Source organism: Wenzhouxiangella indolica (assembly GCF_042310355.1).
GTDB lineage: Bacteria > Pseudomonadota > Gammaproteobacteria > Xanthomonadales > Wenzhouxiangellaceae > Wenzhouxiangella.
In genome coordinates, this window is record NZ_JBHJMR010000002.1 from 258,092 (window position 1) to 282,426 (window position 24,335).

The 24,335-nt window shown below is 66.5% G+C and carries 17 protein-coding genes; 6 read left to right on the forward strand and 11 right to left on the reverse strand.

All coding sequences use genetic code 11. From position 1 onward, the window contains the following. The first annotated feature begins 33 nt into the window (after positions 1-33). A complete protein-coding gene (locus ACDC67_RS04260) occupies positions 34-585 on the forward strand; it encodes a lipocalin family protein (RefSeq protein ID WP_376690898.1) in 552 nt (183 codons plus the stop codon). Next, positions 582-1,556, forward strand: a complete 975-nt coding sequence (locus ACDC67_RS04265) for an NAD(P)/FAD-dependent oxidoreductase (protein WP_376690899.1) — start codon at positions 582-584, stop codon at positions 1,554-1,556. The genes ACDC67_RS04260 and ACDC67_RS04265 overlap by 4 nt, the downstream gene beginning before the upstream one ends. Here the strand turns inward: ACDC67_RS04265 and lpxH are convergent. Together lpxH and ACDC67_RS04275 are read right to left on the reverse strand one after the other, a co-directional pair. Continuing rightward, the gene (gene lpxH, locus ACDC67_RS04270) at positions 1,553-2,365 is read right to left on the reverse strand and encodes a UDP-2,3-diacylglucosamine diphosphatase (RefSeq protein ID WP_376691177.1); all 813 of its coding nucleotides are present in this window, start codon (positions 2,363-2,365) and stop codon (positions 1,553-1,555) included. The genes ACDC67_RS04265 and lpxH overlap by 4 nt on opposite strands. Next, complete coding sequence (locus tag ACDC67_RS04275; RefSeq protein WP_376690901.1) at positions 2,358-2,963, reverse strand: peptidylprolyl isomerase; 606 nt, start codon at positions 2,961-2,963, stop codon at positions 2,358-2,360. The genes lpxH and ACDC67_RS04275 overlap by 8 nt, the downstream gene beginning before the upstream one ends. Positions 2,964-3,038: 75 nt before the next feature. Here ACDC67_RS04275 and mtnA point away from each other — a divergent pair, with 75 nt between their 5' ends. Together mtnA and gyrA are read left to right on the forward strand one after the other, a co-directional pair. After that, positions 3,039-4,076: an S-methyl-5-thioribose-1-phosphate isomerase gene (gene mtnA, locus ACDC67_RS04280; protein WP_376690902.1), complete on the forward strand. Its 1,038-nt coding sequence runs from the start codon at positions 3,039-3,041 to the stop codon at positions 4,074-4,076. A gap of 139 nt (positions 4,077-4,215) precedes the next feature. Then, positions 4,216-6,792, forward strand: a complete 2,577-nt coding sequence (gene gyrA / locus ACDC67_RS04285; RefSeq protein WP_376690903.1) for a DNA gyrase subunit A — start codon at positions 4,216-4,218, stop codon at positions 6,790-6,792. 37 nt (positions 6,793-6,829) lie between these two features. Here gyrA and ACDC67_RS04290 read toward each other — a convergent pair whose 3' ends face one another. Both ACDC67_RS04290 and ACDC67_RS04295 read right to left on the reverse strand, forming a co-directional pair. Beyond that, positions 6,830-9,304: a M14 family zinc carboxypeptidase gene (locus tag ACDC67_RS04290; protein WP_376690904.1), complete on the reverse strand. Its 2,475-nt coding sequence runs from the start codon at positions 9,302-9,304 to the stop codon at positions 6,830-6,832. A gap of 73 nt (positions 9,305-9,377) precedes the next feature. Next, positions 9,378-13,094, reverse strand: coding sequence for a S8 family serine peptidase (locus ACDC67_RS04295; protein WP_376690905.1), 3,717 nt, complete (start codon positions 13,092-13,094; stop codon positions 9,378-9,380). Positions 13,095-13,357: 263 nt separating this feature from the next. On the opposite strand from ACDC67_RS04295, the gene ACDC67_RS04300 reads away from it, so the two are divergent. Next, a complete protein-coding gene (locus ACDC67_RS04300) occupies positions 13,358-16,642 on the forward strand; it encodes a S41 family peptidase (protein ID WP_376690906.1) in 3,285 nt (1,094 codons plus the stop codon). A 232-nt stretch (positions 16,643-16,874) separates the two neighbouring features. On the opposite strand, the gene gcvP is transcribed toward ACDC67_RS04300, so the two are convergent. The 4 genes from gcvP to ACDC67_RS04320 are packed head-to-tail and all read right to left on the reverse strand — an operon-like array spanning position 16,875 to position 22,053. Then, positions 16,875-19,787, reverse strand: a complete 2,913-nt coding sequence (gene gcvP, locus ACDC67_RS04305; protein ID WP_376690907.1) for an aminomethyl-transferring glycine dehydrogenase — start codon at positions 19,785-19,787, stop codon at positions 16,875-16,877. After that, complete coding sequence (gene cyoE, locus ACDC67_RS04310; protein WP_376690909.1) at positions 19,784-20,698, reverse strand: heme o synthase; 915 nt, start codon at positions 20,696-20,698, stop codon at positions 19,784-19,786. Before cyoE ends, gcvP begins: the two co-directional genes overlap by 4 nt. 42 nt (positions 20,699-20,740) lie before the next feature. Next, positions 20,741-21,319 carry an SCO family protein gene (locus ACDC67_RS04315; protein ID WP_376690910.1) on the reverse strand — a complete coding sequence of 193 codons (579 nt, stop codon included), beginning with the start codon at positions 21,317-21,319 and terminating at the stop codon, positions 20,741-20,743. After that, the gene (locus ACDC67_RS04320) at positions 21,316-22,053 is read right to left on the reverse strand and encodes an SURF1 family protein (protein WP_376690911.1); all 738 of its coding nucleotides are present in this window, start codon (positions 22,051-22,053) and stop codon (positions 21,316-21,318) included. Before ACDC67_RS04320 ends, ACDC67_RS04315 begins: the two co-directional genes overlap by 4 nt. Before the next feature lie 48 nt (positions 22,054-22,101). On the opposite strand from ACDC67_RS04320, the gene ACDC67_RS04325 reads away from it, so the two are divergent. Then, complete coding sequence (locus ACDC67_RS04325; RefSeq protein ID WP_376690912.1) at positions 22,102-22,338, forward strand: DUF2909 domain-containing protein; 237 nt, start codon at positions 22,102-22,104, stop codon at positions 22,336-22,338. Here the strand turns inward: ACDC67_RS04325 and ACDC67_RS04330 are convergent. From ACDC67_RS04330 to ACDC67_RS04340, 3 genes are all read right to left on the reverse strand, one after another. Next, positions 22,330-22,815: a peroxiredoxin gene (locus tag ACDC67_RS04330; protein ID WP_376690913.1), complete on the reverse strand. Its 486-nt coding sequence runs from the start codon at positions 22,813-22,815 to the stop codon at positions 22,330-22,332. The genes ACDC67_RS04325 and ACDC67_RS04330 overlap by 9 nt on opposite strands. Positions 22,816-22,817: 2 nt before the next feature. Further along, entirely contained in the window at positions 22,818-23,183 is a 366-nt protein-coding gene (locus tag ACDC67_RS04335) for a response regulator (protein WP_376690914.1), read from the reverse strand. Positions 23,184-23,269: 86 nt separating this feature from the next. After that, entirely contained in the window at positions 23,270-24,286 is a 1,017-nt protein-coding gene (locus tag ACDC67_RS04340; protein WP_376690917.1) for an oxidoreductase, read from the reverse strand. Positions 24,287-24,335 lie beyond the last annotated feature (49 nt).

Sequence of the window (24,335 nt, forward strand, 5' to 3'; positions counted from 1 at the left end):
CTCGGGCGGAGCGGCGGGGACTAGAATCTGCACATGTCACGTCAACCCGGATACTTGATCGCGCTGCTGCTGTCGGCCACGATGGCCGGCATGGCCCATGCAAACGAACCGCTGGAACTCGTCGACTCGATCGACCTGGAGCGCTACCAGGGGCGCTGGTACGAGATCGCGCGCCTGCCCAACCGCTTCCAGGACCAGTGCGATGGGGAGGTCAGCGCCGAGTATGAACTGCTCGAGGACGGTCGCGTGCAGGTCACCAATCGCTGCCGGCGGCCCGACGGCAGTTGGAGCGAGGCCAGGGGCATTGCAAGGCGCGACGCATCGGACGATCGCGCGGCCGCGCTGGAAGTGCGTTTCGCGCCGCGCTGGCTGTCCTTCCTGCCCTTCGTCTGGGGCGAATACCGGGTCATCGTGCTGGACGAGGATTACCGGCACGCGATGGTCGGCAGCGACGATCGCGCGTACCTGTGGATCCTGTCGCGGGAACCCGAGCTTCCCCCGGCCGTCTTCGAGGACCTGGTCGAACGCGCCCGGCGGCAGGGCTTCGATGTCAGCGCCCTGCAGACAACGGAGCAGAACCGATGATCGATGTACTGGTGGTTGGCGCCGGCTGGAGCGGCCTGACCGCGGCCAGCCGGCTGGCGTCCCGCGGGCACGCGGTCGTGGTGGTCGAGAAATCGCGCGGTCCGGGCGGGCGCAGCGCCACGCGGCGACGAGACGGCTTTTCCTTCGATCACGGCGCCCAGTACCTCACGGCCCGCAGCGACGCCTTCGCCCGCCAGGTCAAGGCGTGGACCCGGGCCGGGCTGCTGGCGCCCTGGCGCCCGCGCCTGAAGGTGTTCGGGCGTCGGCCCGGCGATGCCGGCCAGGCGCCTTCGGATCGCTGGGTGGGCGTGCCCGGCATGAATGCGGTTCCCCATCGGTTGGCCGAGGGACTGGATTGCCGCTGGCGCTGGCAGGCCGAGCAAATCGATTTCGGCGCGGGTGAGTGGCGGGTGCGCTCGGCCGACGGCGAGGTCCTTCGCGCGCGCTCGCTGCTGCTGACCGCACCGCCGGCGCAGGCGAGTGCGCTGCTGGGCGAGACCCATCCGCTGTCGGCGACGCTTTCCGCGGTCCGGATGCGGCCCTCCTGGGCGGTCATGCTGGGGTTTGAACAAGCGCCTTCGCTGTCCTGGGACGCGGCCTTCGTCAACCACGGCCCGTTGTCATGGATTGCGCGCAACGACGCCAAGCCCGGCGACCGGGGCGCGCCGGCCTGGATCGGGCACGCCGACTCGGCGTGGTCGCAGGAACACATCGAAGACAGCCCGGAGTCCGTGGCCTCGTCGCTGCACGCGGCGATGATCGAACTGGATGCCGCCTTCGATGCGCCCCCGGCGCTGCACATCGCCCATCGCTGGCGCTATGCGCGGGCGGATTCGCCCCTGTCGGGGCCGATCCTGGCCGAGGACGCGAGGCGGCTGGTGCTGGCCGGGGACTGGTGCGCGGGAGAGCGTGTTGAAGGCGCCTGGATCAGCGGGATGGCCGCGGCCAAGCGTCTGGCGACGCTACTCTAGTTCCATTCCGGGCCGTCGCCGGCCAGCGGCGCGGCGGTTTCGCGCAGCAGCAGTTCCACGCTACCGGCATCATTGCGCGCGACACACATCATCGCCATTTCTTCGCCCTCCATGCGAAGGACGCTGCCCGTTTCATGCCAATCCCCCAGCACGATGCGCTGACAGTGCTGCTGATCGACCCTCAGGTCGTGGATCGCCTCGCGGTGGGTATGGCCGTGGATCATCCGGCGCACGCCTTGCTCGCGGAAGGCGGCCGCGACGGCGCCCGGGTTGACGTCCATGATGCTTACTTCCGTGCTGCCGGTGTGGCGGCGGCTCAACCAGCGCGCCATCCGGGCCAGCAGGCGGCGCAGCCAGACCGGCTTGGCCAGTACGCGCCGCTGCCAGGCCGGGTCGCGGGCCTTGCGGCGAAATCGCTGGTAGGACTCGTCGTCCGTGCACAGCGTATCGCCGTGCAGCAGCAGCACGGGCTTGCCCGACTGGTCCACGAACTGGGGTTCCTCCAGGCGCTGCATGCCGGCTTCCCGGCAGAATCGGTCGCCCACCAGGAAGTCGCGGTTGCCGCACAGAAACCGAATCGCGGTGCCGCTCGCGGCCAGGTCGGCCAGGTGGCGCGCAACCCGGCGGCCGAGCTCGCCGGGTGCGTCGTCGCCGATCCAGGCTTCGAACAGGTCGCCGATGATGTAGAGCGCGTCCGCGTCGCGCGCCGGTCCGTCGACGAAATCGATGAACAGGCGGGTGGTCTGCGGCCGCTCGTCGTGCAGGTGCAGGTCGGCGATCAGGTAGCTTGAGGGTGTCGCCTTACTCAGGGAGCTCGACCCGCTCGATGATCACCGGCTCGGCGGGCACGTCGCGGTGCATCCCCTGGCTGGTGGTTTCAACGGCGCGAATCTCGTCGACCACGTCCATGCCGTCGACCACTCGGCCGAACACGGCATAGCCCCAGGTCTGGCCGGAGGCCTTGTTGCGGTGGTTGAGGAAGGCGTTGTCGCTCACGTTGATGAAGAACTGGCTCGAGGCGGAATGCGGATCGTTGGTGCGCGCCATGGCCAGCGTGCCGCGCTTGTTCTCCAGGCCGTTGTCGGCTTCGTTCTGGATCGGCTCGCGCGTTTCCTTCTGGTTGAAGTCGGTATCGAAGCCGCCGCCCTGGATCATGAAGTTGTCGATCACGCGGTGGAAGATGGTGCCGTCGTAGTGGCCGTCGCGGGCGTACTGGAGGAAATTGGCCGTTGACTCCGGCGCTTCGTCTTCGAACAGTTCGACGGTGATGGCGCCGAAATTGGTGTGCAGGATCAAGGTGGGGTTCTCCCGGGTTTCGGATTCGTTCGTGGCTTGACTGGCCTGTTCGTCTTCCTGCGCGGACAGGGGCAGGGCGACGAGCAGCAACAGGGCGATGAGGGTTCTCATGAGTGGTCGGTGTTCCTTGGCTTGTGCAATCGCTCATAATACGGTTTTGGGCACGGAATGTCAGCGAAGGACGTCATGCAGACAGGCGAGGAAGCAACCGGTTTCCAGGTGATCGAGTACGAGGACGGCAGGCTGCGCCTGCTCGACCAGCGCAAGCTGCCGGAGCGCGAAGAGTGGCTGGTGATAGAGACCGTCGGCAAAGCTGCCGATGCCATCCGCGACCTGGTCGTGCGCGGTGCGCCCGCTATCGGCATCACGGCCGCCTACGCCGCGGTCCTGGCGGCCCGGCACCGGGCCGGCGACACGGTGGCCTGGCGCGAGGATCTCGATGATCTTGAGCGGGCGCGGCCCACGGCGGTCAACCTGGCCTGGGCCTTGGGCCGGATGCGCCAGTGCGTCGAGCGTGCCGGCGGCGCCGATCCCGAGCGCCTGCTCGCCGAAGCGCGCGATATCCACGCCAGCGACATCGCGGCCAATCGAACCATGGCGCGCACCGGCGCCGGGTTGATCGAGGCCGGCTCGGGCGTGCTCACGCACTGCAACACCGGTTCGCTGGCGACCGGCGGCATCGGCACGGCGCTCGGCGTCATCGCCGAGGGATGGCGCCAGGAGCGCATCCAGCGGGTTTATGCCGACGAGACACGCCCGTGGTTGCAGGGCTCGCGCCTGACGGCCTGGGAACTGGCGCGGCTGGGCATTCCCTTCCGCGTCATTGTCGAGGGCGCGGCGGCCTCGCTGATGGCCTCGGGAGCCGTGGACTGGGTGATTACCGGTGCCGACCGCATTACCGCCAACGGTGATGTGGCCAACAAGATCGGCACCTGCATGCTGGCGGTGCTGGCGCGCCACTATGGCGTGCGCATGATGGTCGTGGCGCCCTCGTCGACGGTCGATCCGCAGCTGGCTTCCGGCTCGGATATCGAGATCGAGCAGCGCGACGCCGGCGAGATCTGGAAAGCCGCCGGCCTTGAGCAGGCGCCCCCCGGTTTCGATGCCTGGAACCCCGTTTTCGACGTCACCCCGGCAAGCCTGGTTGACTGCATCGTGACCGATCGGGGCGCCCACTTCCCGCCCTACCGCTTCACGCCGGCGGCAGGCGATGAAAGCCCCTGAAATCAGTTGTCTGTGGTAAGATTTGCGGTTTGTTGCGCCTTGCCGGATCGCGTTTTCCGGGTTCGCGGGGACCGCCCTGAAAGTATTTATTTTCAGGATCTTACTAAAACAAATTAAAGCAGTTACGGGGTTACCGTAGATGGCGGAAATGGCACGCGAAGTGCTCCAGGTGAACCTGGAAGACGAAATGCGCCAGTCCTACCTCGATTACGCCATGAGCGTGATCGTGGGCCGGGCGCTCCCGGATGTCCGCGACGGCCTCAAGCCGGTTCACCGGCGCGTGCTGTTCGCGATGCACGTACTGGGCAACGACTTCAACAAGCCCTACAAGAAATCGGCCCGCGTGGTCGGTGACGTGATCGGTAAGTACCATCCCCACGGCGACAGCGCCGTCTACGACACCATCGTACGACTGGCGCAGCCGTTTTCCATGCGCTACATGATGGTCGACGGTCAGGGCAATTTCGGCTCGATCGACGGCGACTCGGCCGCGGCCATGCGATACACCGAGGTGCGCATGGCCAAGATCGCGCACCAGATGCTGGCCGATATCGACAAGGAAACGGTCAACTTCATCCCCAACTACGACGAGTCGGAGCACGAACCGACCGTCCTGCCCGCGCGCGTGCCGAACCTGCTGATCAACGGCGCATCGGGCATCGCCGTGGGCATGGCGACCAACATTCCGCCGCACAACCTGGGCGAGGTGATCAGCGCGCTGCTGGCGATGATCCGCGATCCCGATATCGGCATCGACGAGATCATGGAGCATCTTCCGGGGCCGGATTTCCCGACGGCGGCCATCATCAACGGCGCGTCGGGTATCGACGAGGCCTACCGCACCGGCCGCGGCAGGATCTACCTGCGCTCGCGCACCGAGATCGAGACCGACGAGGACACCGGCAGGACGCGCATCGTCGTCAATGAATTGCCGTACATGGTCAACAAGGCCCGGCTGCTCGAGAAGATCGCCGAGCTGGTCAAGGAGAAGCGCCTCGAAGGCATCTCCGAGCTGCGCGACGAGTCCGACAAGGACGGCATGCGCATGGTCATCGAGCTCAAGCGCGGTGAAGTGGCCGAGGTGGTGCTCAACAACCTGTTCCAGCTGACCCAGATGCAGTCGGTCTTCGGCATCAACATGGTCGCCCTGGTCGACGGCCAGCCCAGGTTGCTCAACATTCAGCAGATGCTGTCGGCCTTCCTCAAGCATCGCCGCGAGGTGGTCACCCGGCGCAGCCTTTACGAACTCAGGAAGTCGCGCGAGCGCGCCCACATTCTCGAAGGGCTGACCGTCGCGATCGCCAACCTCGACGAAGTGATTGCGCTGATCAAGGCGTCAAAGACGCCGGCCGATGCGCGCGAGTCCCTGCAGTCCCGGCGCTGGGATGCCGGGCTGGTCGAAGCCCTGCTGGGGCAGGCCGGCGCCGAGCTGTCGCGTCCGGAAGACCTGCTGCCCGAGTACGGCCTGGGCGAGGGCGGTTACCAGCTCTCGCCGCAGCAGGCCCAGGCCATTCTCGACCTGCGCCTGCAAAAGCTCACCGGCCTGGAACAGGATAAGCTCTCGGAAGAATACGAGGGCATCCTCGACACCATCCGCGAACTGATGCGGATCCTGTCCGAGCCTGACGCGCTGATGGAGGTCATCAAGGATGAGCTGGTGGCGCTGCGCGATCAGTTCGACGACCCGCGTCGCTCCGAGATCATGCGCGATCACCTCGACCTGACGATGGAAGACCTGATCACGCCCGAGGACGTGGTGGTCACGCTCTCGCACGCCGGCTACGCCAAGTACCAGCCACTCGAGCGTTACCGCGCCCAGAAACGCGGCGGCCGCGGCCGTTCGGCGGCCAAGACCAAGGACGAGGACTTCGTCGAGCGCTTCTGGGTGACCAACACCCACGACACCCTGCTGGTGTTTACCTCCGCCGGCAAGGTCTACAAGACCAAGGTCTACCAACTGCCTCAGGCCGGCCACAACAGCCGCGGCCGACCGATGGTCAACCTGCTGCCGCTCGACGAGGGCGAGCGCATCAATGCCGTGCTGCCCACGCGCGAGTTCCCGGACGACTGGTTCGTGTTCTTCGCTACCCGGCGCGGGCGGGTGAAGAAGACGCCGCTGTCGGATTTTGCCAACATCCGATCGAACGGCATCTGGGCGGTGCTGCTCGAGGAGGGAGACGAGCTGGTCGACGTGGCCTTCACCGACGGCTCCCGCGACATCCTGCTGTTTTCCTCCTCGGGCAAGACGGTTCGCTTCCACGAAACCGATGCCCGTTCCATGGGGCGTCAGACGCGTGGCGTGGTCGGTATCCGGCTAAAGCAGGACCAGGAAGTGGTCTCGATGTTCGTCGCCGACGAAGGCGACGTACTGCTCGGCACCGCCAACGGCTACGGCAAGCGCACCCCGCTGGAAGAGTTCCCGGTGCACAAGCGCGGCGGGCAGGGGGTGATCGGCATCCAGACCGAGGGCCGTAACGGCCCGCTCGTCGCAGCGCTGGCCGTCCAGGAAGACGACGACGTGATGCTGACCTCCAATGCGGGCACCCTGGTGCGAACCTCCGCCGCCGAGATTTCGCGTCTGGGCCGCAATACCCAGGGCGTGACGCTGATCCGTCTGGGCAAGAAAGAGCAGTTGATCGGCATGGCCCGCGTCGCGGCCTCGGACGAAGACGAAGTGGACGCCGGCGAAGACGACGGGGAAGAGCCGGCCGACTGAAGCGTTTCAGTCGGCCGGGCCGACGCTGTCGACGAACTCAGTCGGCAGCGCTATCTGTCTCGAAGCGATCGCGGAAAATCTGCGGGTCGCCGCTGATGACCTGGAGCGACACGCCCAGCTCGATCAACTCGGCGGAAGGATCGCTCGTGGTCACGCACAGCAGGGCCTCGTACTCGCCAGCATCCAGGCCGGCGGCGTCGAAGGTTACAGCGATTTCCTCATCCTCTCCCGGCGCGAGCGTGCCGCTGGACTGATCCAGGCTCAGCCAGGCCACCCCGGCCGGATCGACGCAGGTCGGCGGCTCCTGCTTGTGCAGCGTGACCGTCACATCCGACCAGTCCATGCCGCCTTCCCAGGTATCCTGGAAGTTGAACGCCCAGTCGCCTTCGTCGAGCGCGCCTTCGGCGCCGAAGATGTCGCTGCCGATATGCGTGCTGCTGTAGGTGCCCGCACTGCCGGAGCCGCTGCCCTGGAAATCCCAGTCGGGATTGGACGACTCGTAGCCGCCGACCGTGAATGACTCGCCGTCGGGGGCCGTGATCGTCATCGCCATATCCGAAGCCCAGGCGCTGCCGCCGAGATTCGCTACCGTGCCTTCGAAGCTGAAGCCGACCGCCTGACCACGGGAATCGATACCCGCGCTGACCGTTTCGCTGGCGCTGCCGCCGCCCGGTAGCGAGAAATCGGACAGGTTCAGCGTTTCATCCAGGCCCGGGTCGTGGCCGTCGCGGGCAGCGGCGGGAAGATCGGCTTGCGCCGACCAGTCCAGGCTTTCGCTGCCGATGTTGGAAATCGTGACCGTCTCCACGGTGCTCTGACCGCCGGTGAGGGTCGTCTCCAGGCTGCCGGGGGAAACGGCGGCAATCTGCTCGCTCAGCCAGGCAGCCTCGGGCACGCCGACATGGCCGGCGCTGTCTACGGCCTGGAAGAACACCAGGCGCGGCAAGGTGATCGTCTCTTCGAGCGCGATCTCGGCGTCGAAGCCGGTGACCGGCGCTTCGCTTTCAGGATCGATCGTGAACCAGGAGCCAGCCTGCTCCGGCGGCTCGTCGAGGCTCACGCGCAGTTCGACGACGTCTTCGACCGGATCGTCGGACGGGCCTTCTGACGCTCCGCCGCGGTCAAAGCGGGTATCGTCGAGCACGCCGCTGAGGTGCAGCGTGTCGTCCTGGGTATTGACCACGCCGAGCGGGTCGACCACGTCGGGTCCGGACGGGGCCTGGTAGGGGCGGGCGGTGGCCTTGGCCGCGTAGATCAGCGACTCGAGCAGGTCGGGCCAGAGCTCGTTCTCGAACGTGTCGCAGCTTTCCTGGAAGGCCGTGCCGATCTCGTAGGTGTAGGCGGCGACGCCGAATTCGCCGTAGGCGTAGTCCGTGGTTGTGCCGCCCGCTTGGTACCAGATCACCTCTCTACCAACTTCATAGCCGGTGAAGAAGCCAAATCGTCGGCCCAACCAAGCCAGCTGATCGTGATTCGGGGCGCGGTTTTCAGCGCCACTGCCTGAGCCCTCCCAAGGGAACAAAATGAACTCGCTGAAGGAATGGAGCGAGATGAACAAGCCTTGGGCATCGGCAGGCGCCGGATCGGTGGGCAAGTCATCCGGCGAGCCAGGCCGATGCTGTTCGAAAACCTGGTGCATGTGGTTCTGTATGGCCTGGGTTTCGGGTTCGGAATGTGGTTCACTGCCGCGATAGTCCTGATCGCAAGCAATTCCGCTGGACTCGGGTTTACCGAAGTTATAGTCACTATTGCGGTTGAGATCCACGCCCGTCGTCCCACTGGGGCAGGCGTTCAGGTTGGAGTTCTTGCGCCACATATTTTGGCCTTCCTCGACCTCACGCCGGCCGTCGGGATTCTGCTGGGCAATGATGTGGATCTCGCGGTGGTCGAGCAGCCAGCGGGCGGTCGGGTCGGTGTCGTAGTTGTCGAACAGCCACTCGGCAAAGCGCGTGGCGGTTTCTGCGGTGGTCAGCTCGCGCGCGTGCTGCGCGGCCATGAGCACGAAGGGCGGTTGCTCGTGCGGGCTGTTCTGGTTGCCCAGGACCAGGGCATAGAGTTCATCGCCGCCGGTTTCGCCGTTGGCCTCGCGCCAGGTCTCGCCGATCGATTCCCAGCGTGCCAGTTCGGGGCGTTGGGCGGCCATGGCCGACAGGTCGGTCTTGGTTTCGTCGACCGTGCGGTAGCAGGCAAAACCCGGAATGCCGCCGACGCCCGACCTTTCCCAGGCCTCGGCGTCGATCGAGCGGGCGTACTCGAGCGAGCGCATGCGCGCCTCGTCGAGCCGCACTTCGTAGCCCAGCGCCTCGATCGCGGCACGCTGGCGCTCGCTGACGTACATGACGACTTCGCCGGTCTTGGAGTCGACGCTCCAGAAGTCGCCCATCTCGTGCATTTGCTGGTATTGATCGCGCGGCACGTCGGCGACGCGGATGACTTCGTCGGCCAGGGCCGGGTGGCCGGCGGTGGCCAACAGCAGGGCTATTGCGGCAGGCGCAAGCAGTCGATTGAACATGAAGAAATCCTGTTTGCTGGTGCTGGAACCCCCGGCCGGAAGGCCGGCCGGGAGGATTGGGGCGAAGCGCCAATCAGCGCGCGGTCTGTTCGAAGCGGTCCTCGTGGACCTCGTCTTCGACGAACTCGGTCACCGTCAGGTTGACCTCGACCGGGATCATCTCGGCGTTCGGATCGTTGGTGGCCAGGCAGAGCCAGGCCGTGTATTCGCCCTCGGCGAGGCTGGCGGTGTCGACGGCGATGGTCAGCTCGTCGGCTTCGCCCTCGGCGATGCTGCCGGAAGTGGGGCTGACCGAAAGCCAGTCTGCCGATACCGGCTCGTCACCGCAGTAGGGCGGGGCCGTCTTGTGCAGCGTGATGGTCACGTCCGCCCAGTCCATGCCGCCGGTCCATTCATCGACGAAGTCGAACTGCCAGTCACCTTCGTCGGCGGCGCCTTCAGCGCCGAAGATGTCGGTGCCGATATGCGTGCTGCTGTAGGTGCCCGCGCTGCCGGAACCGGAACCCTGGAATTCCCAATCCGGGTAGGACGTCTGGTAACCGCCGACCGAGTAAGCGTTGTCGTCCGGGGCCGTGAGGGTCAGGGACATGTCGGAGGCCCAGGCGCCGCTGCCCAGGTTCGAGACCGTTCCCTCGAAGGTGAAGCCGACGACCTGGCCGCTGGTCGCGATTCCGGCCTCGACCGTTTCGCTCGCGCTGCCGCCGCCGGGCAGGGCGAAGTCTGCCAGCTCGAGCACCTCGTCGCGAGCGGGATCGTGCTGGTCGCGCATCAGCGGGCCGGCTTCCGGTTCGTCGCTGCTGATCTCGAAGGTGAGGTTGCCCGTGCCGGCATTGCCGAGCTGGATCGTCTGCTCGTCGCCGTAGCCCTGGGGCACGCTGAAGCTCATGGCCGTGGCGGAAATATCCGCCTCGGGCTCGAGGCGCGTGCTGAAGCTGCGGGTCTCGCTCCATTCACCGCCGCCGCAGAGGTTGCTGCCCTGTACGCGCCAGAAGTACTCGGTGCCCAGCGCCAGTTCCGCCGCGGGCATGAAACCGGTCGTCTCCGCCACCGTCTCGTCGACGACGATATCGCCGAACCCGGCGTCGGTCGCGATCTGGATGCGGTACTCCTCGATATCGGTCAGGCCGTCCCAGCCGAAGACGGGCGTCAGCGAGGTGTCGCTCGCGCCGTCGGCCGGTTCGACCAGCGGCGGTGCATCGTTCAGGTAGTCGTCGAGGGTGACCGACACTTCGGCATCGTGAATGTCGCTGCCGTCGTCGCCTTCGACGCGCAGCAGCAGGCTGCCGGCGGACGCGCTCTCGTCGACCGTGACGGTCCAGACCGAGCTGTCCGGCACGCTCACGCTGTCGGGATCGACGACGCTGCTGATGCCGGCGGGTTCGCCCGTGGTCGCGAGATCCACCGTGCCGGTGTAGGCGCCGATGGCGCTGACGTCCACGGCGATATCGTAGTCGTTGCTGCCCGTTTCGGGAACGCAGGCTTCCAGCGAATCGGGCGTGGCCGAGACGGAGAAGGTCGGGTCGCCGACGATGCAGTTGTAGCAGGCGATGGCGAAGTCCTGGCTCGGATCGGCCGGGTTCCAGGGGTTGAGCGCGTCGCCGGCGATATCGGTGGCGAGCACGCTCAGGTCGATGCCGCCCTGGTGCTGGTCGGGGCGCAGCCAGACCGCCTCGGTATTGTTCATGCCGTCGGGCGAACCACCGGAATCGGACCACCCGTCGTTGCCGACCACGTTGCCGAGATAGGTGTTGCCGTCGAGCGCGTTGACCTGCAGGTCGAGGTCATTGACCCAGGCCGGCGTGGTGCCGCCCTGGCCGTGGCCGGGGGCGTCGGTCCAGGCCAGGACCACCTGCATCGGCTGGGACGGGTCGGCGGCATTGAGCGCCATGCCCCATTCCTGGCCGGTTTCGGTAAAGATCTGTTCCTGGTCCATCAGGTAGACCTCGTCGCCGGCGGGGTTCATGGTCGCGTCGAGATCCAGGCGACCGTAGCCCTGGAAGCGGTCGGGGCGGTGGCCCATGATGCCGCCGTCGGCGTTGGTGCCGCCCTCGAGATCGCGGGCCGTGGCAATGAAACTGGCCTTCATCAGAGCCGGGCTGGGGTTGTTGCCGGTCTGCGCGATATAGCCTTCGGCCCACAGCGCGATGGCGCCGGAAACAACCGGCGAGGCCATGGAGGTTCCGCACTTGAGGCTGTACGAACTGCCCGTGTCGGTGCTGTCGGTCGAGCAGCCCGGGGCGACGATGTCCGGCCGCCGGCGTCCGTCGCAGGCCGGACCGTGACCGGAGTTGCTCGAAACGCTGAAGACTTCGTCGATCGCTACCTGGGCACCCGATCCGCTCTGCAGCCCGGTGGACCCTACGGCAAAAAGGTTCTTGGCCTCGTCGGGTGAGCCGAGAGAGCTGGGCGAGCAGCTGCCGCCGGAATCGCCGTTGCCGTTCATGACGGACCAGACCGCGAGCACGGGCTGAGCGCCGGGTTCTTCGGGCAGGGCGTCGCGGGAAATGTAGTCGATCTCCATGGTCGGGATATCGTAGCCCTGCGGTGAGCCGGTCGGTCCCCAGGAGTTGTTGGTCAGCAACGCACCGCTTTCGGCGGAATCCTTGTAAATGCTGAGCATGCCTTCGGGCACCATGCCGCCGGATCCGGCACCGGTAAAGGGCGAATAGGCCTGGTTGACCAGGCTGGCGCCGGGCGCCACCCCCTGGCCGCGCAGGAAGCCATTGCTGTCGGTGGTGCCGGAGGCGCCCGTACCACCGACCGCGCCGGCCACGTGGGTGCCGTGGGAGTCGGAAGCGCCGGTGCAGCTGCCCTCGGTTCCGGTGCAGGGCACCATGTTGTCGGTCAGGTCGGGGTGCGATTCCTGTACGCCGCCGTCGACGATACCGACCGTCACGCCCGCTCCGTCCAGGCCGATGTCGTTGAGCCAGTCGAGGTAGCCGGGCTGGATGGTTTCGCCGTCGATGCCGCCGACGATCGACTGGTTGGCCATTTCGCTACGCGGGCCGGCATCCTGCTGAATGTACTGCACGGTGTAGATCGCGCCCAGTTCGGACAGTCGGCCGTAGAGATCGCCGGCAAGGTCCATGTGAACGACGCGGAAGTGGCGGCTCAGGGGCGTGATGCGGTGCACCGTGCCGAATTGCTCGAGCTGGTCCTGCAGGGTTCTCTCGTCGACGTGGGCGCTGGCCAGGGCCATGGTCGGCCGGATCTCGCCGTCGAACTCGCGCAGGTGCGGCTGGACTTTCCAGTCCGGCTGCAGGGGGAGCGTAGCGCGCACGCTGTCGAGGCTGCGCAGCGCGTTCATCTGCGACCGCGTGGCCCAGACATAATAGCTGAAGGGGTGAAGGGGCTGCGCGACCTCGATCCCGGTGGCACGAAGATCGGCCAGCCAGCGGCTGCGGATCGGGCCCTGGAACTGCACCAGGTGAAAGCCGCCGTCGGGGTTCGCGGCCTCGATATTGCGCTGGTTCTCGATCGCCGCCGGATCGAAGCGCTCGCCGCCGAGGGTTAGCTCGAAGGGATTGCGGCTGACGGTGAGGCTCAGCCCGCGTTGCTTGAGGCGCTCGGCCTCCTGGCGCGACATCCGGCCCCACAGAAAGCTGCCGTAGTCCTCGAGCTGTCCGTCGAGCTGGATCGACTGCAGCGCGGCCGTGTCGGCGGCATGATGGATGCGCACCCAGGCGTCGCCGTCTTCGGCGGCCGCGGGCAGGCACAGGAGCAGGAGCAGGAAAAGCAGGGCGATCGGGCCGGACGAGGCCGGACCTCGCAGAGCGGGGGTAACGGTCATGATCGGGGTCTCTTCAGCTTGTCGTGAGTTGGGCGACGCCGCGCGATCCGTAGTGTCTCGTCGGTGCCGAAATGCCCCCGATCTCACTCCCTCCGGCCGACCGTGAACGACAGCGCGCGCTTCACGTCGCGCTAAATCATACATGAACGATCCGGTCATTTCACGCCGCCCAGCGATGGCCCCGGGGCCATGACTTTCGTCACGCGCTCGCGAAGCGTTCCTGGTATACCATCGGCTTGTTGCCATCCGGATGGAGAATTGCATTGACCCCCGACAGCTTGTGGAAACCCCTTCTGAGCGCTTCGCTGATCGCCTTCTCGCTGCTGGCCAGCGCCGCGACGCAGGCCGACACCCGGCTGCTGCGTTTTCCCGATGTGCACGGCGAACGCGTCGTGTTCAGCTACGGCGGCGACCTGTGGTCGGCGCCCATCGACGGCGGCGCGGCCTGGCGTCTGACCGCGCACCCGGGCCTCGAGCTGTTTCCCAAGTTCTCGCCCGACGGGCGCTGGATCGCCTTCACCGGCCAGTACGGTGGTGATGAGCAGGTCTACGTCATGCCCTCATCAGGCGACGAGCCGGAACAGCTGACCTGGTATCCGGCCAACGGACCCTTGCCGGCGCGCTGGGGCTACGACAACCAGGTCTACGGCTGGACGCCGGACGGCGAGTCCGTGCTCTTTCGCTCCCAGCGCGATGCCTGGGGATCGTCGACGGCACAGCTGTTCACCGTGCCGCGCCGAGGTGGTCTGCCGGAGGCGCTGCCGATGCCGGTTTCCGGCGCCGGAACCTTCACCGACGACGGCGAACAGGTGTTCTACTCGCCGCTGTTCCGCGATTTCCGCACCTGGAAACGTTACGAGGGCGGCTGGGCGCAGGACCTGTGGCTGTTCGATCTCGATGCCAACGAGGCACGCCAGATCACCGATCACGCGCGAACCGAGCGCGATCCGATGTGGATCGACGGACAGGGCTATTTCGTCTCCGACCGCGAGGGCACCCTTAATCTCTACCGGGTCGACCCCGACAGCGGCGAGACCGAGCAGCTCACGACCCACGACGAGCTCGACGTGCGCTGGGCCAGCGCGGATGCGGCCGGTCGCATCGTCTACGAGCTGGGCGGACGACTGCGCGTGTTCGACACGCGCGACGGCAGCGATGCCGGCATCGAGATCACCGTGCCGAACGACGGCATCAACCGGCGAGAGAAGGTGGTCGACGTGTCCGGCCAGATCCAGTCGGCGCGCCTGAGCCCGACCGGCAAGCGCGTGCTGTTCGAGGCCCGCGGCAACCTCTTCAACGTGCCGGTGGGCGAGGGCGTAGCGCGCAATCTCACCAGCCGCTCTAGCGCCCATGACCGGGAGGCCGACTGGTCGCCGGACGGGCAGCATATCGTGTTCGTCTCCGACGCCGACGGCGAGGAAGAGCTCTACATCGTTCCCGCCGACGGCAGCGAAGCGCCGCGGGCGCTGACCTCGGGCAACGAGACGCGATTCTACGACCCGCGTTTCTCGCCTGACGGCGAGCACATCGCCGTTGCCGACAAGGACGGCATCATCTACGTCGTTGCCGCCGACGGCGGTGATCTCGAGCGCGTGGCGCGCGACGATGGCTGGCGCAATCGCGACTACACCTGGTCGCCCGACGGCCAGTGGCTGGCGTTCAGTCTGAGCGAGGATTCGGGCTTGCGGGCCCTGCACCTCTACTCGGTCGACGAGGGCGACACGCGTCGCCTGAGCGAAGGCCTGTTCTCCGAGTACAACCCGGCCTTCTCGCCCGACGGCAAGTTCCTGTACTTCCTGGCCGATCGGGAGTTCGCCCCGCAGATCTCCGGCCACGAGTGGAACTACGCCACCAATCGCACTACCGGCATCTACGCCTTCATGCTGGATGCGTCGGCCGAGCATCCCTTCGCCCCCGAGGACGCCGACGAGCAAGGGATTTCCGGCGGCGACGAAGCAGCGGGCGACGGGGATGACGGCGAAGAAGACAGCGACGCCCCCGAAACCCGCATCGACTTCGATGGGCTGTCGGCGCGCATCGTTCGCGTGCCGGTCGAAGCCGGCAACTACATGGCGCTGAGCGTGGCCGAGAACGGCATCCTGTTCGGCGAACGCGACGCCTTCTACTACGGGCGCTCGCCGGCCGTGCCGCCGCGGTTGAAGCTGTTCAAGTTCGAGGACGAGAAGGTCGCGGACTTCGCCACCGACATCGCCTCGGCCGATACCAGCCTCGACGGGCAGCAGGTGCTGATTCGAAGCGGCAGCAGCTGGAAGGTCTACCCGATCGCCAAGGAAGGCGGCGAGAGCGAGGACGTCTCGACCTCCGGGATGCAGGCGCGCGTCGATCCGGTGGCTGAGTGGGCGACGATTTTCGACGAGGTCTGGCGGCGATTCCGTGACCACTTCTACGTGGCCAACATGCACGGCTACGACTGGGAGGCCCTGCGCGAGCGCTATCGTCCGCTGCTCGAGCACGTCGCCCACCGCAGCGATCTCAACTACGTCATCGGCGAGATGATCGCCGAGCTCAATGTCTCGCACGCCTATATTTCCGGCGGCGACGAGGGCCTGCCGGATCGCCCGTCCGTCGCCCTGCTCGGGGCGCGCTTCGAGATTGACAACGGTCGCTATCGAATTGCCCGGATCCTGGAAGGCCAGAACGACGAGCCGCGCTATCGCTCGCCGCTGACCCAAGCGGGGCTGGATGTCTCCGAAGGTGACTACATCCTGGCGATCAACGGCCAGGCTTTGACCGCCGACGACAACATCTACCGCCGCCTGACCCTGCCCGCCGACCAGGCGCTGGCGCTGACCGTCTCCTCGCGCGCTTCCGGCGGCGAGACGCGCGAAGTGCTGGTCGATCCGGTCGACGGCGAAAGCAAGCTCTTCTACCTGGCCTGGGTGCTGGACAACCATCGCCGCGTCACCGAGGCGACCGATGGGCGCGTGGGTTACCTGCACGTGCCGGACATGGGGCCGGACGGCATCCGCGAGTTCATCAAGTGGTTCTACGGTCAGATCCGCAAGGACGGCCTGGTCATCGACGTGCGCTCCAACGGCGGCGGCAACGTCTCGCAGATGTTGATCGAGCGGCTTTCGCGCAAGCCGCTGGCCCTGGGCTACTCGCGCACCCGGGAAAACGTGTCGACCTACCCGAACGAGGCCTTCAACGGCCACATGGCGGCCATCCTGGACGAGAACTCGGCCTCCGACGGCGATATCTTCCCGTGGCAGTTCCGCAACGCCGGCCTGGGTCCCCTGATCGGCAAGCAGTCCTGGGGCGGCGTGATCGGTATTACCAGTCACGGGCCGGTCATCGACGGCGGTTCGGTCAACGTGCCCGAGTTCGGCTTCCTCGACGTCAACGGCGAGTGGGTGATCGAGGGCGAGGGCGTGGCGCCCGACATCGAGGTCGAGAACGATCCGGCCAGCGTCATCGCCGGCGAGGACCCGCAGCTCGAACGGGCCATCGACGAGGTGATGAAGCAGATCGAGGCCGATCCCCCGCGTTTCCCCGAGCGCCCGGAACCGCCGGTGAAGGTGAAATAATCAGTCGCCCGGTCGGGGCCGCGTTTGCCCCGGCCGGGCGATATCCGCTTCAGTTCGACGCGGTGGCGAGGCCTTCAGCGGATATCACCCGACCGGGACAAACGCTCTATTGGTTCTTCCAACCTTATAATTCGCCCCGCCTGCTGATTGCGGCCGATTGCCTGCTGAGGGCCTCGCCACCGCGTCGAACTGAAGCAGGCAATCGGCCGCAATCAGCAGGCCGCAACTCGCCTCACCCCGCCTCCAGCCAGTCTTCCATCGGCGGGCAGGAGCAGATCAGGTTGCGGTCGCCGAAGACGTTGTCGACGCGGCCCACCGGGGCAAAGAACTTGCCCAGTCGCAGTTCCTTGACCGGCCAGCCGGCGTCCTGGCGGCTGTAGGCGTGGGGCCAGTCGTCGCTGGCCAGCTCCTGGATGGTGTGGGGCGCGTTCTTGAGCGGGTTGTCCTCGGCGTCCCATTCACCGCCGGCGACGCGCTCGATCTCGCGCCGGATCGCGATCATGGTCTGGATGAATCGATCCAGCTCGGCCCTGGATTCGCTTTCGGTCGGTTCGATCATCAGCGTGCCGGGCACCGGCCAGGACATGGTCGGTGCGTGGAAGCCGTAGTCGATCATGCGCTTGGCCACGTCTTCCTCGGTGATGCCGGCGCTGTCCTTGAACGGGCGCAGGTCGATGATGCACTCGTGCGCGATGCGTCCGTTGCGGCCGGTGTAGAGGATGTCGTAGTGGCCTTCCAGGCGCTTGGCGATGTAGTTGGCGTTGAGGATCGCCACTTCGGTCGCGCGCGTCAGGCCGTTGCCGCCCATCAGGCGAATATAGACCCACGGGATCGGCAGGATGCCGGCGCTGCCCCAGGGTGCGGCGGCGATCGGCGGGTTGGCGCCGAACTCGGGTCCGAGCAGGCCGCTGCCGTGGCCGGGCAGGAACGGGATCAGGTGCTCGCGCACGCCGATCGGACCGATCCCGGGCCCGCCGCCGCCGTGCGGAATGCAGAAGGTCTTGTGCAGGTTGAGGTGGCAGACGTCGGCGTACTGCGCGACGCGCGACCAGCCGACCAGGGCGTTGAGATTGGCGCCGTCGAGGTAGACCAGGCCGCCGGCGGCGCGCACCTGCTCGCAGATGTTGACGACGTCTTCCTCGAACACGCCGTGCGTGGAGGGGTAGGTGATCATCAGGGCGGCCAGGCGATCCTTGTGCACCTCGATCTTGTAGGCGAGGTCATCGAGATCGATATTGCCCTGGCGGTCACACTTGACCACCACGATGTCCATGCCGGTCATCTGCGCGCTGGCGGGATTGGTGCCGTGGGCCGACGAAGGTATCAGGCAGACGTTTCGTTCCCGATCGCCGTTGTGCTCGTGCCAGCCCTTGATCGCCAGCAGGCCGGCGTATTCGCCCTGGCTGCCGGCATTGGGCTGCAATGAGACGGCGGCAAAGCCGGTGATCTCGCGCAGCATGCCCTCGAGTTCGCCGATGAGCTGGTGGTAGCCGCGCGCCTGGTCCCAGGGGCAGAAGGGATGCAGCTCGGCGAACTCCGTCCAGGTGATCGGGATCATCTCGGCGGTGGCGTTGAGCTTCATGGTGCAGGAACCGAGCGGGATCATGGCGTGCGCCAGGCTCAGGTCGCGGTTTTCCAGGCGCTTGAGGTAGCGCAGCATTTCCGTCTCGGAATGGTAGCGGCTGAAGACCTCGTGCTCGAGGAAGGGTGAGCGGCGGCGAAGCGCGTCGGGGATCGCCTGGAAGTCGTCGTCGAGCGCCTGGTCGAGGGTGGCGATGTCGTCGGCCTTGTTGCCGCGGAAGATACCCAGCAGGCTCGACAGGTGCCGGCGACGCGTCTGCTCGTTGACGGAGATCCCGACGAATCCGTCGCGGTCGGCGCGCAGGTTGATGCCGGCCTGGTGGGCACGGTGCAGCAGCGCCTGGCGTTCGGGTTCCTCGACGCGCACCGACAGGGTGTCGAAGAAATGCTCGCTTTCGAGTTCGAAGCCGGCATCGACGATGCCGCGGCCGAGGATGCAGGCCTGGCGGTGGATGCGGCGGGCGATCTTCCTGAGGCCGTCGGGGCCGTGCCAGACGGCATAGAAGCCGGCCATGACCGCCAGCAGGGCCTGCGCCGTGCAGATGTTGCTCATGGCCTTCTCGCGGCGGATGTGCTGCTCGCGTGTCTGGAGGGCCATGCGCAGGCTGGGGTTGCCGTGGCGGTCTTTCGACACGCCGATGATGCGGCCCGGCACGCTGCGCCGGTAGTCCTCGCGCGTGGCGAAGAAGGCGGCGTGCGGGCCGCCGTAGGCCATGGGAACGCCGAAGCGCTGGGCGCTGCCGACGACCGCGTCGGCGCCGGCCTTGCCGGGTGACTCGAGCATGACGAGCGCCATCGGGTCGGTGGCGACCGCCACCTGCGCGCCGCGTGCGTGAGCCGTTTCAATCAGTTCGTCGAGCGGCTCGATCACGCCGTTGGCACCGGGATACTGGACCAGGGCACCGAAACAGTCGGTATCGGCCAGGGCCGCGGTCAGGTTGTCGCGCACCTGCACGTCGATGCCCAGGTGCCGTCCGCGATTGATGACCACGTCGATGGTCTGCGGCAGGCAGTTGGCGTCGACCAGGAAGACGTCGCTCTTGTTCTTGCGGTTGACCCGCTTGAGCATGGCCATGGCTTCGGCGGCTGCCGTTGCCTCGTCCAGCAGCGACGCATTGGCCAACTCCATGCCGGTGAGGTCCATGATCATCTGCTGGAAGTTGAGCATGCCTTCCAGGCGGCCCTGGGAGATCTCGGCCTGGTAGGGCGTGTAGGCGGTGTACCAGCCGGGATTCTCGAGCACGTTGCGCAGGATGACCGGCGGCGTCAGGGTGGGGTGGTAGCCCAGGCCGATCATGGCGTGCGCGGTCGAATTGTGGTCGGCCATCTCGCGAATCTGCTCGAGCACCCGCTCCTCGTTGTCGCCGGCGGGCAGGTCCAGCGGTCGATCGCTGCGAATGCTGCCGGGCATGGTCTCGAGGACCAGGGACTCGAGCGAGTCGCTGCCGACGGTGTCGAGCATTTGCCGGATCTCGTTCGCGTCGGGACCGATATGGCGCGCGACGAAATCGTCGTGTGATTCGAAGCGGTGCAGCGGCGAGGTGGCGTTCCGGTTGTCGGTCATTGCAGAAGCAGTCCTTGCGCGGAAGTCTTGAAGAGGTAGTGGTCGATCAACAGAAAGGCGAACAGCGCCATCAGGTAGACCACCGAGTAGTTGAACATGCTCATCGGCAGTTGCTCGTCGCTCGAGCGCATGATCGCAATCGCGTAGCCGAGAAAGCCGATATTGAGAATCACGGCGCCGACCAGGTAGGCCAGACCGCTCATGCCCGTCAGCCAGGGCAGCAGCGTCACGAGCGCCAGAATGATGGTATAGAACAGGATCTGCCAGCGCGTGAAGGCCACGCCGTGGGTGACCGGCAGCATGGGCACGTCGGCGGCGGCGTAGTCCTCGCGCCGGTGAATGGCCAGCGCCCAGAAATGCGGCGGGGTCCAGACGAAGATGATCAAAAACAGGATCAGGGCGTGCGCGTGGATCTCGCCGGTGACGGCCACCCAGCCGAGCACCGGGGGCGCGGCCCCGGCCGCGCCGCCGATGACGATGTTCTGCGGCGTTGCGCGCTTGAGCCAGGCGGTGTAGATCACGGCATAACCGATCAGGCTGGCGAAGGTGAGGGCCGCGGTCAGGGGATTGACCAGCAGGGTCAGGATCAGCATCGAAACCAGCGCCAGCGCGAGCGCGAAGATCAGGGCCTGGCGGCGATTGAGCTGCCGGGTCGGCAGCGGGCGATTGCGGGTGCGCGCCATGATGCGGTCGGCGCGCTCGTCGAGCAGGTGATTGATGGCGGCCGCGGACGCCGCCGCCATGCCGATGCCCAGGGTGCCCCAGACCAGCGCGTCGAGCGGGATCATGCCGGGCACGGCCAGGGCCATGCCGACGATCGCCGTGAACACGATCAGCGCGACGACCCGAAGTTTGCACAGGCCGAGAAAGAACTGCGTTCGCTGCCAGATTGATGCAGTCGCTGCCGTCATGTGCGCTCGTCGGGAAAGGTGGATGGTACAGGCTTGCGCGGGCTACTCGGGCCCGGTCTTCGTCCAGGTGAGCAGGCGCGAGAGATCGCGCCGCATGCCGTTGAAGTCCGCGTCCTGCGGGTAGCGCAATATTATATGCCCACCGGGGTCAACGATGTAGCTGATTGCCTCCAGCCCGGAATCCGGAAGCGCGGTCGCGAGCGAGTGCCCCGCCTGTTCGCTGAAGATCCGGTAGTCGTCGGCCAGTTCGCGGATCTGCTCGACGGCCCTGGAATCCACTTCCCCGGGGGTCACGAACATCAGCGCGATCTCGGGCTGGTGGCGATCCTGCGCCAGCCGGATCTGGCGCAGCCAGTAGAGGTCCTCGAGGCAGGCCTCGTCGCAGCCGCTCGACCGGTAGTGCAGCAGTTGCCATTGGCCTTCGAGCGCGTCGCGCGAGACGGTCTCGCCCGAGAGTGTCTCCCAGCTGGAATCGGGAAGGCGAACGGCCGGCTCGAGCAGCTCGCCGTGGTTGCGGGTGCTGCCCGGCCGCCAGTCGAGCCACTGGCTGTTGAGCAAGACCGCGATGACCACGGGGGCGAGAAAAAGCGCCAGGACGGCGAAAAGGGTGGATTTATTCATGATCCTCGGGAAGGCTGTTCAGTTTTGTGGAGGCTGCGCCAGGTCAAGGCGACCCAGATGAGAAAGACCACGACCGCCATCGTGATCCATTGCCACGCGTAGGCGAGATGGCGATCGGGTCCGAAGTTGACCGGCTGCCATTCGTCCCCGCTCAGGTGCGCGGCGTGGCCGGGGTCGAGCAGAATGACTTGCGCTGCCAGCTCGTCGCCGAGCGCCGTCTCGACTCGATCCAGGTCCAGGTAGGTGACCAGGTTGGGCCATTGTTCGGCGTCAAGCGCGCCGGCCTCGCCCAGCTGCCTGCCGACCCTCGGCGGATCCGCCAGGCGGCCGGAAATCGTCAGGGCCTCATCCGGCGTGTCGATTTCGGGCAGCGCGGCCTGGCGCGAAGCCAGCGGATGCCAGCCGCGGTTGACCAGCCAGGTTCGGTCCATGCCGTCGGGCCGGAACGGGGTGAACACGTGCACGCCGACCCGCCCGCCGCGAACCTGGTTGTCGAGCAGCACGTGCCGGTCCGGATCGAAGCGGCCGCTGGCGCGAGTTCGTGCGTAGAGCCTGTCCTGTCGGTCAGCCTCGTCAAGGGCGGCGGGTGCGGCCTGCTCCCAGTTCGCCAGCAGGTCCCTTTTCTCGTCGGCACGGTCGAACTGCCATGCCGCCAGGCGGGCGCACATCAGGATCACCAGAACCGCGGCGATGTGCGGCAACCAGCGAACAAGAAGAGATGAAGACCTGCTCATGACGGGGCGGCATTATAATTGATGGCACATTCTCCCCGGAGTATTTCCTTGCTCAGCAAAGTCCTGATCATCGGCGGGTTCCTCGTGATCCTCTATACCCTGGCTTCGAGCTTCTATTTTCTGGTTACGGATTCAGGGGAAGGTGAACGCACGGTCAAGCGCCTGAGCTGGCGTGTCGGCCTGTCTCTCGGACTGGTCATTCTGCTCTGGGTCGGTTTCCAGCTCGGATGGATCGAGCCGCAGGGCGTCAATCCTGTGCGCTACCCCGGCGGCGGGTCAGGCTAGCTTGTCGAGAACGCTGTCGGCACTGGATACGCGGAATTCCCCGGGTCCCTCGACCATCAGGTGGCGGATCACCCCGTCGGTGATGATCATGGCGAATCGCTGACAGCGCTGGCCCATGCCGAAATTGCTGGCATCCATCTCCAGGCCGAGCGCGCGCGTGAACTCGCCGTTGCCGTCGGCCGCCATCACGACGGACTGACCCACGCCGGCGGACTTGCCCCAGGCGTCCATGACGAACACGTCATTGACCGCCATGCAGACGATGCGGTCGGCGCCCGCGGAGCGGATTTCCGGCGCGCGTTCGACAAAGCCGGGCAGGTGCCGGGCCGAGCAGGTCGGCGTGAAGGCGCCGGGGACCGCGAACAGGACGCTGGTTCCGGCGCCCAGCAGGGTGCTCGTGGACTGGCCCGCGGGCCCCTCTGGTGTCATGACCGTCAGAGTCGCCTCGGGCACCTCGTCTCCGACGGTTGCCGTCACGTTCAGGCGCCCAGCGCGCTGTCGATGGCCTTCAGCAGTTCCTTCTTGTCGACAGGCTTGGTGATGTAGGCGGCCGCACCCTGGCGCATGCCCCAGATCCGGTCGGTTTCCTGATCCTTCGTGGTCACGAAGATGATCGGAATACTGGAAGTCGCGTCATCCTTGGCAATGCGGCGCGTGGCCTGGAAGCCGTTGAGACCGGGCATCACGATATCCATCAGGATGACGTCGGGAACGTGCCCCTTGGCCTGCTCGACGCCTTCTTCGCCGCTGGAGGCGGTGATGACTTCGTGCCCGCCCCCCTCGACGATCTTCTGGAGCGAGTACAGGTGGGTCTCGGAGTCGTCTACGATCAGAATCTTGGCCATGGAAATCCCTTCTTGACTGTTTTGTTGCTCAAGCTCGAATCCGCACCATCATACCCGAAACTGGCGTCGGCGGTCCCCCGCGGAAGTCATTCTTCAGACCCTGTGACGCGCACCACGATTCGGCCCCGGCCGCCTCCGCCGAGGAGTTGCTCGAAGGCGTCCGGCAGCCCGTCGAGGTCGATTTCCGGAGCGGCAATGCGATCGAGATGACGGGGGCGCCAGTCGTCTGCCAGTCGCCGCCAGATCTCGCTGCGGATGGCGTAAGGGCAGCCGGCCGAATTGATGCCCAGAAGACCGATGCCGCGAATGATGAAGGGCATGACGGTCGTGTTCAGTCCGATGCCGCCGGCCATGCCGCAGGAGGCGATATTGCCCCAGGGCTTGATCACGCGCGTCAGGCCGGAGAGGGTATCGCCACCGACGTTGTCGAGTGCGCCGGCGAAGCGGGCCGAGGCCAGCGGGGATTCGGGCCAGTAGAGGTCATGGCGGGATATGCACTGGCTTGCGCCGAGCTCGTGCAGCCACTCGAACTCGTCTTCCTTGCCCGAGATGGCGCTGACGTCGTAGCCTGCCCGGCTGTAGATGTCGACGGCCAGGGAGCCGACACCGCCGGACGCACCGGTGACGGCGATGGCGCCCATGTCGGGGGTTTGCCCGTTGGCTTCCATGCGCCACAGGCCAAGTGCGGCGGTGAATCCGGCCGTGCCCAGGATCATGGCCTCGCGCAGGCTCAGGCCCCCGGGCAGCGGCACCAGCCATTCCGAAGGCGCCCGCAGGTATTCGCTGTAGCCGCCGTCGCGGGTTTCCGACAGACCGCTGCCGGTGATGAGCACCTCATCGCCTTCGCGAAAATCGGCGCTTTCGGATGCAACCACCGTGCCGGCGGCATCGATGCCGCCGTTGAGCGGAAACGAGCGCAGGATCTTGCCCTTGCCGGTGCCCGCCAGGGCGTCCTTGAAGTTGACGCTGGAATAGGCGACCTTGACGACGACATCACCTTGCGCCTGCTCGTCGATCGACTGCTCGACCAGCCCGGCCCGGTAGCCGTTCTCGTCGTCGTTGATGCGGAAGGCGCGGAAGGTGTCGGGGGTACTCTGACTCATCGGCTACGCTCTTGTTTGAAGGGACGAGGGGCAGGGACCAGGGACTAGG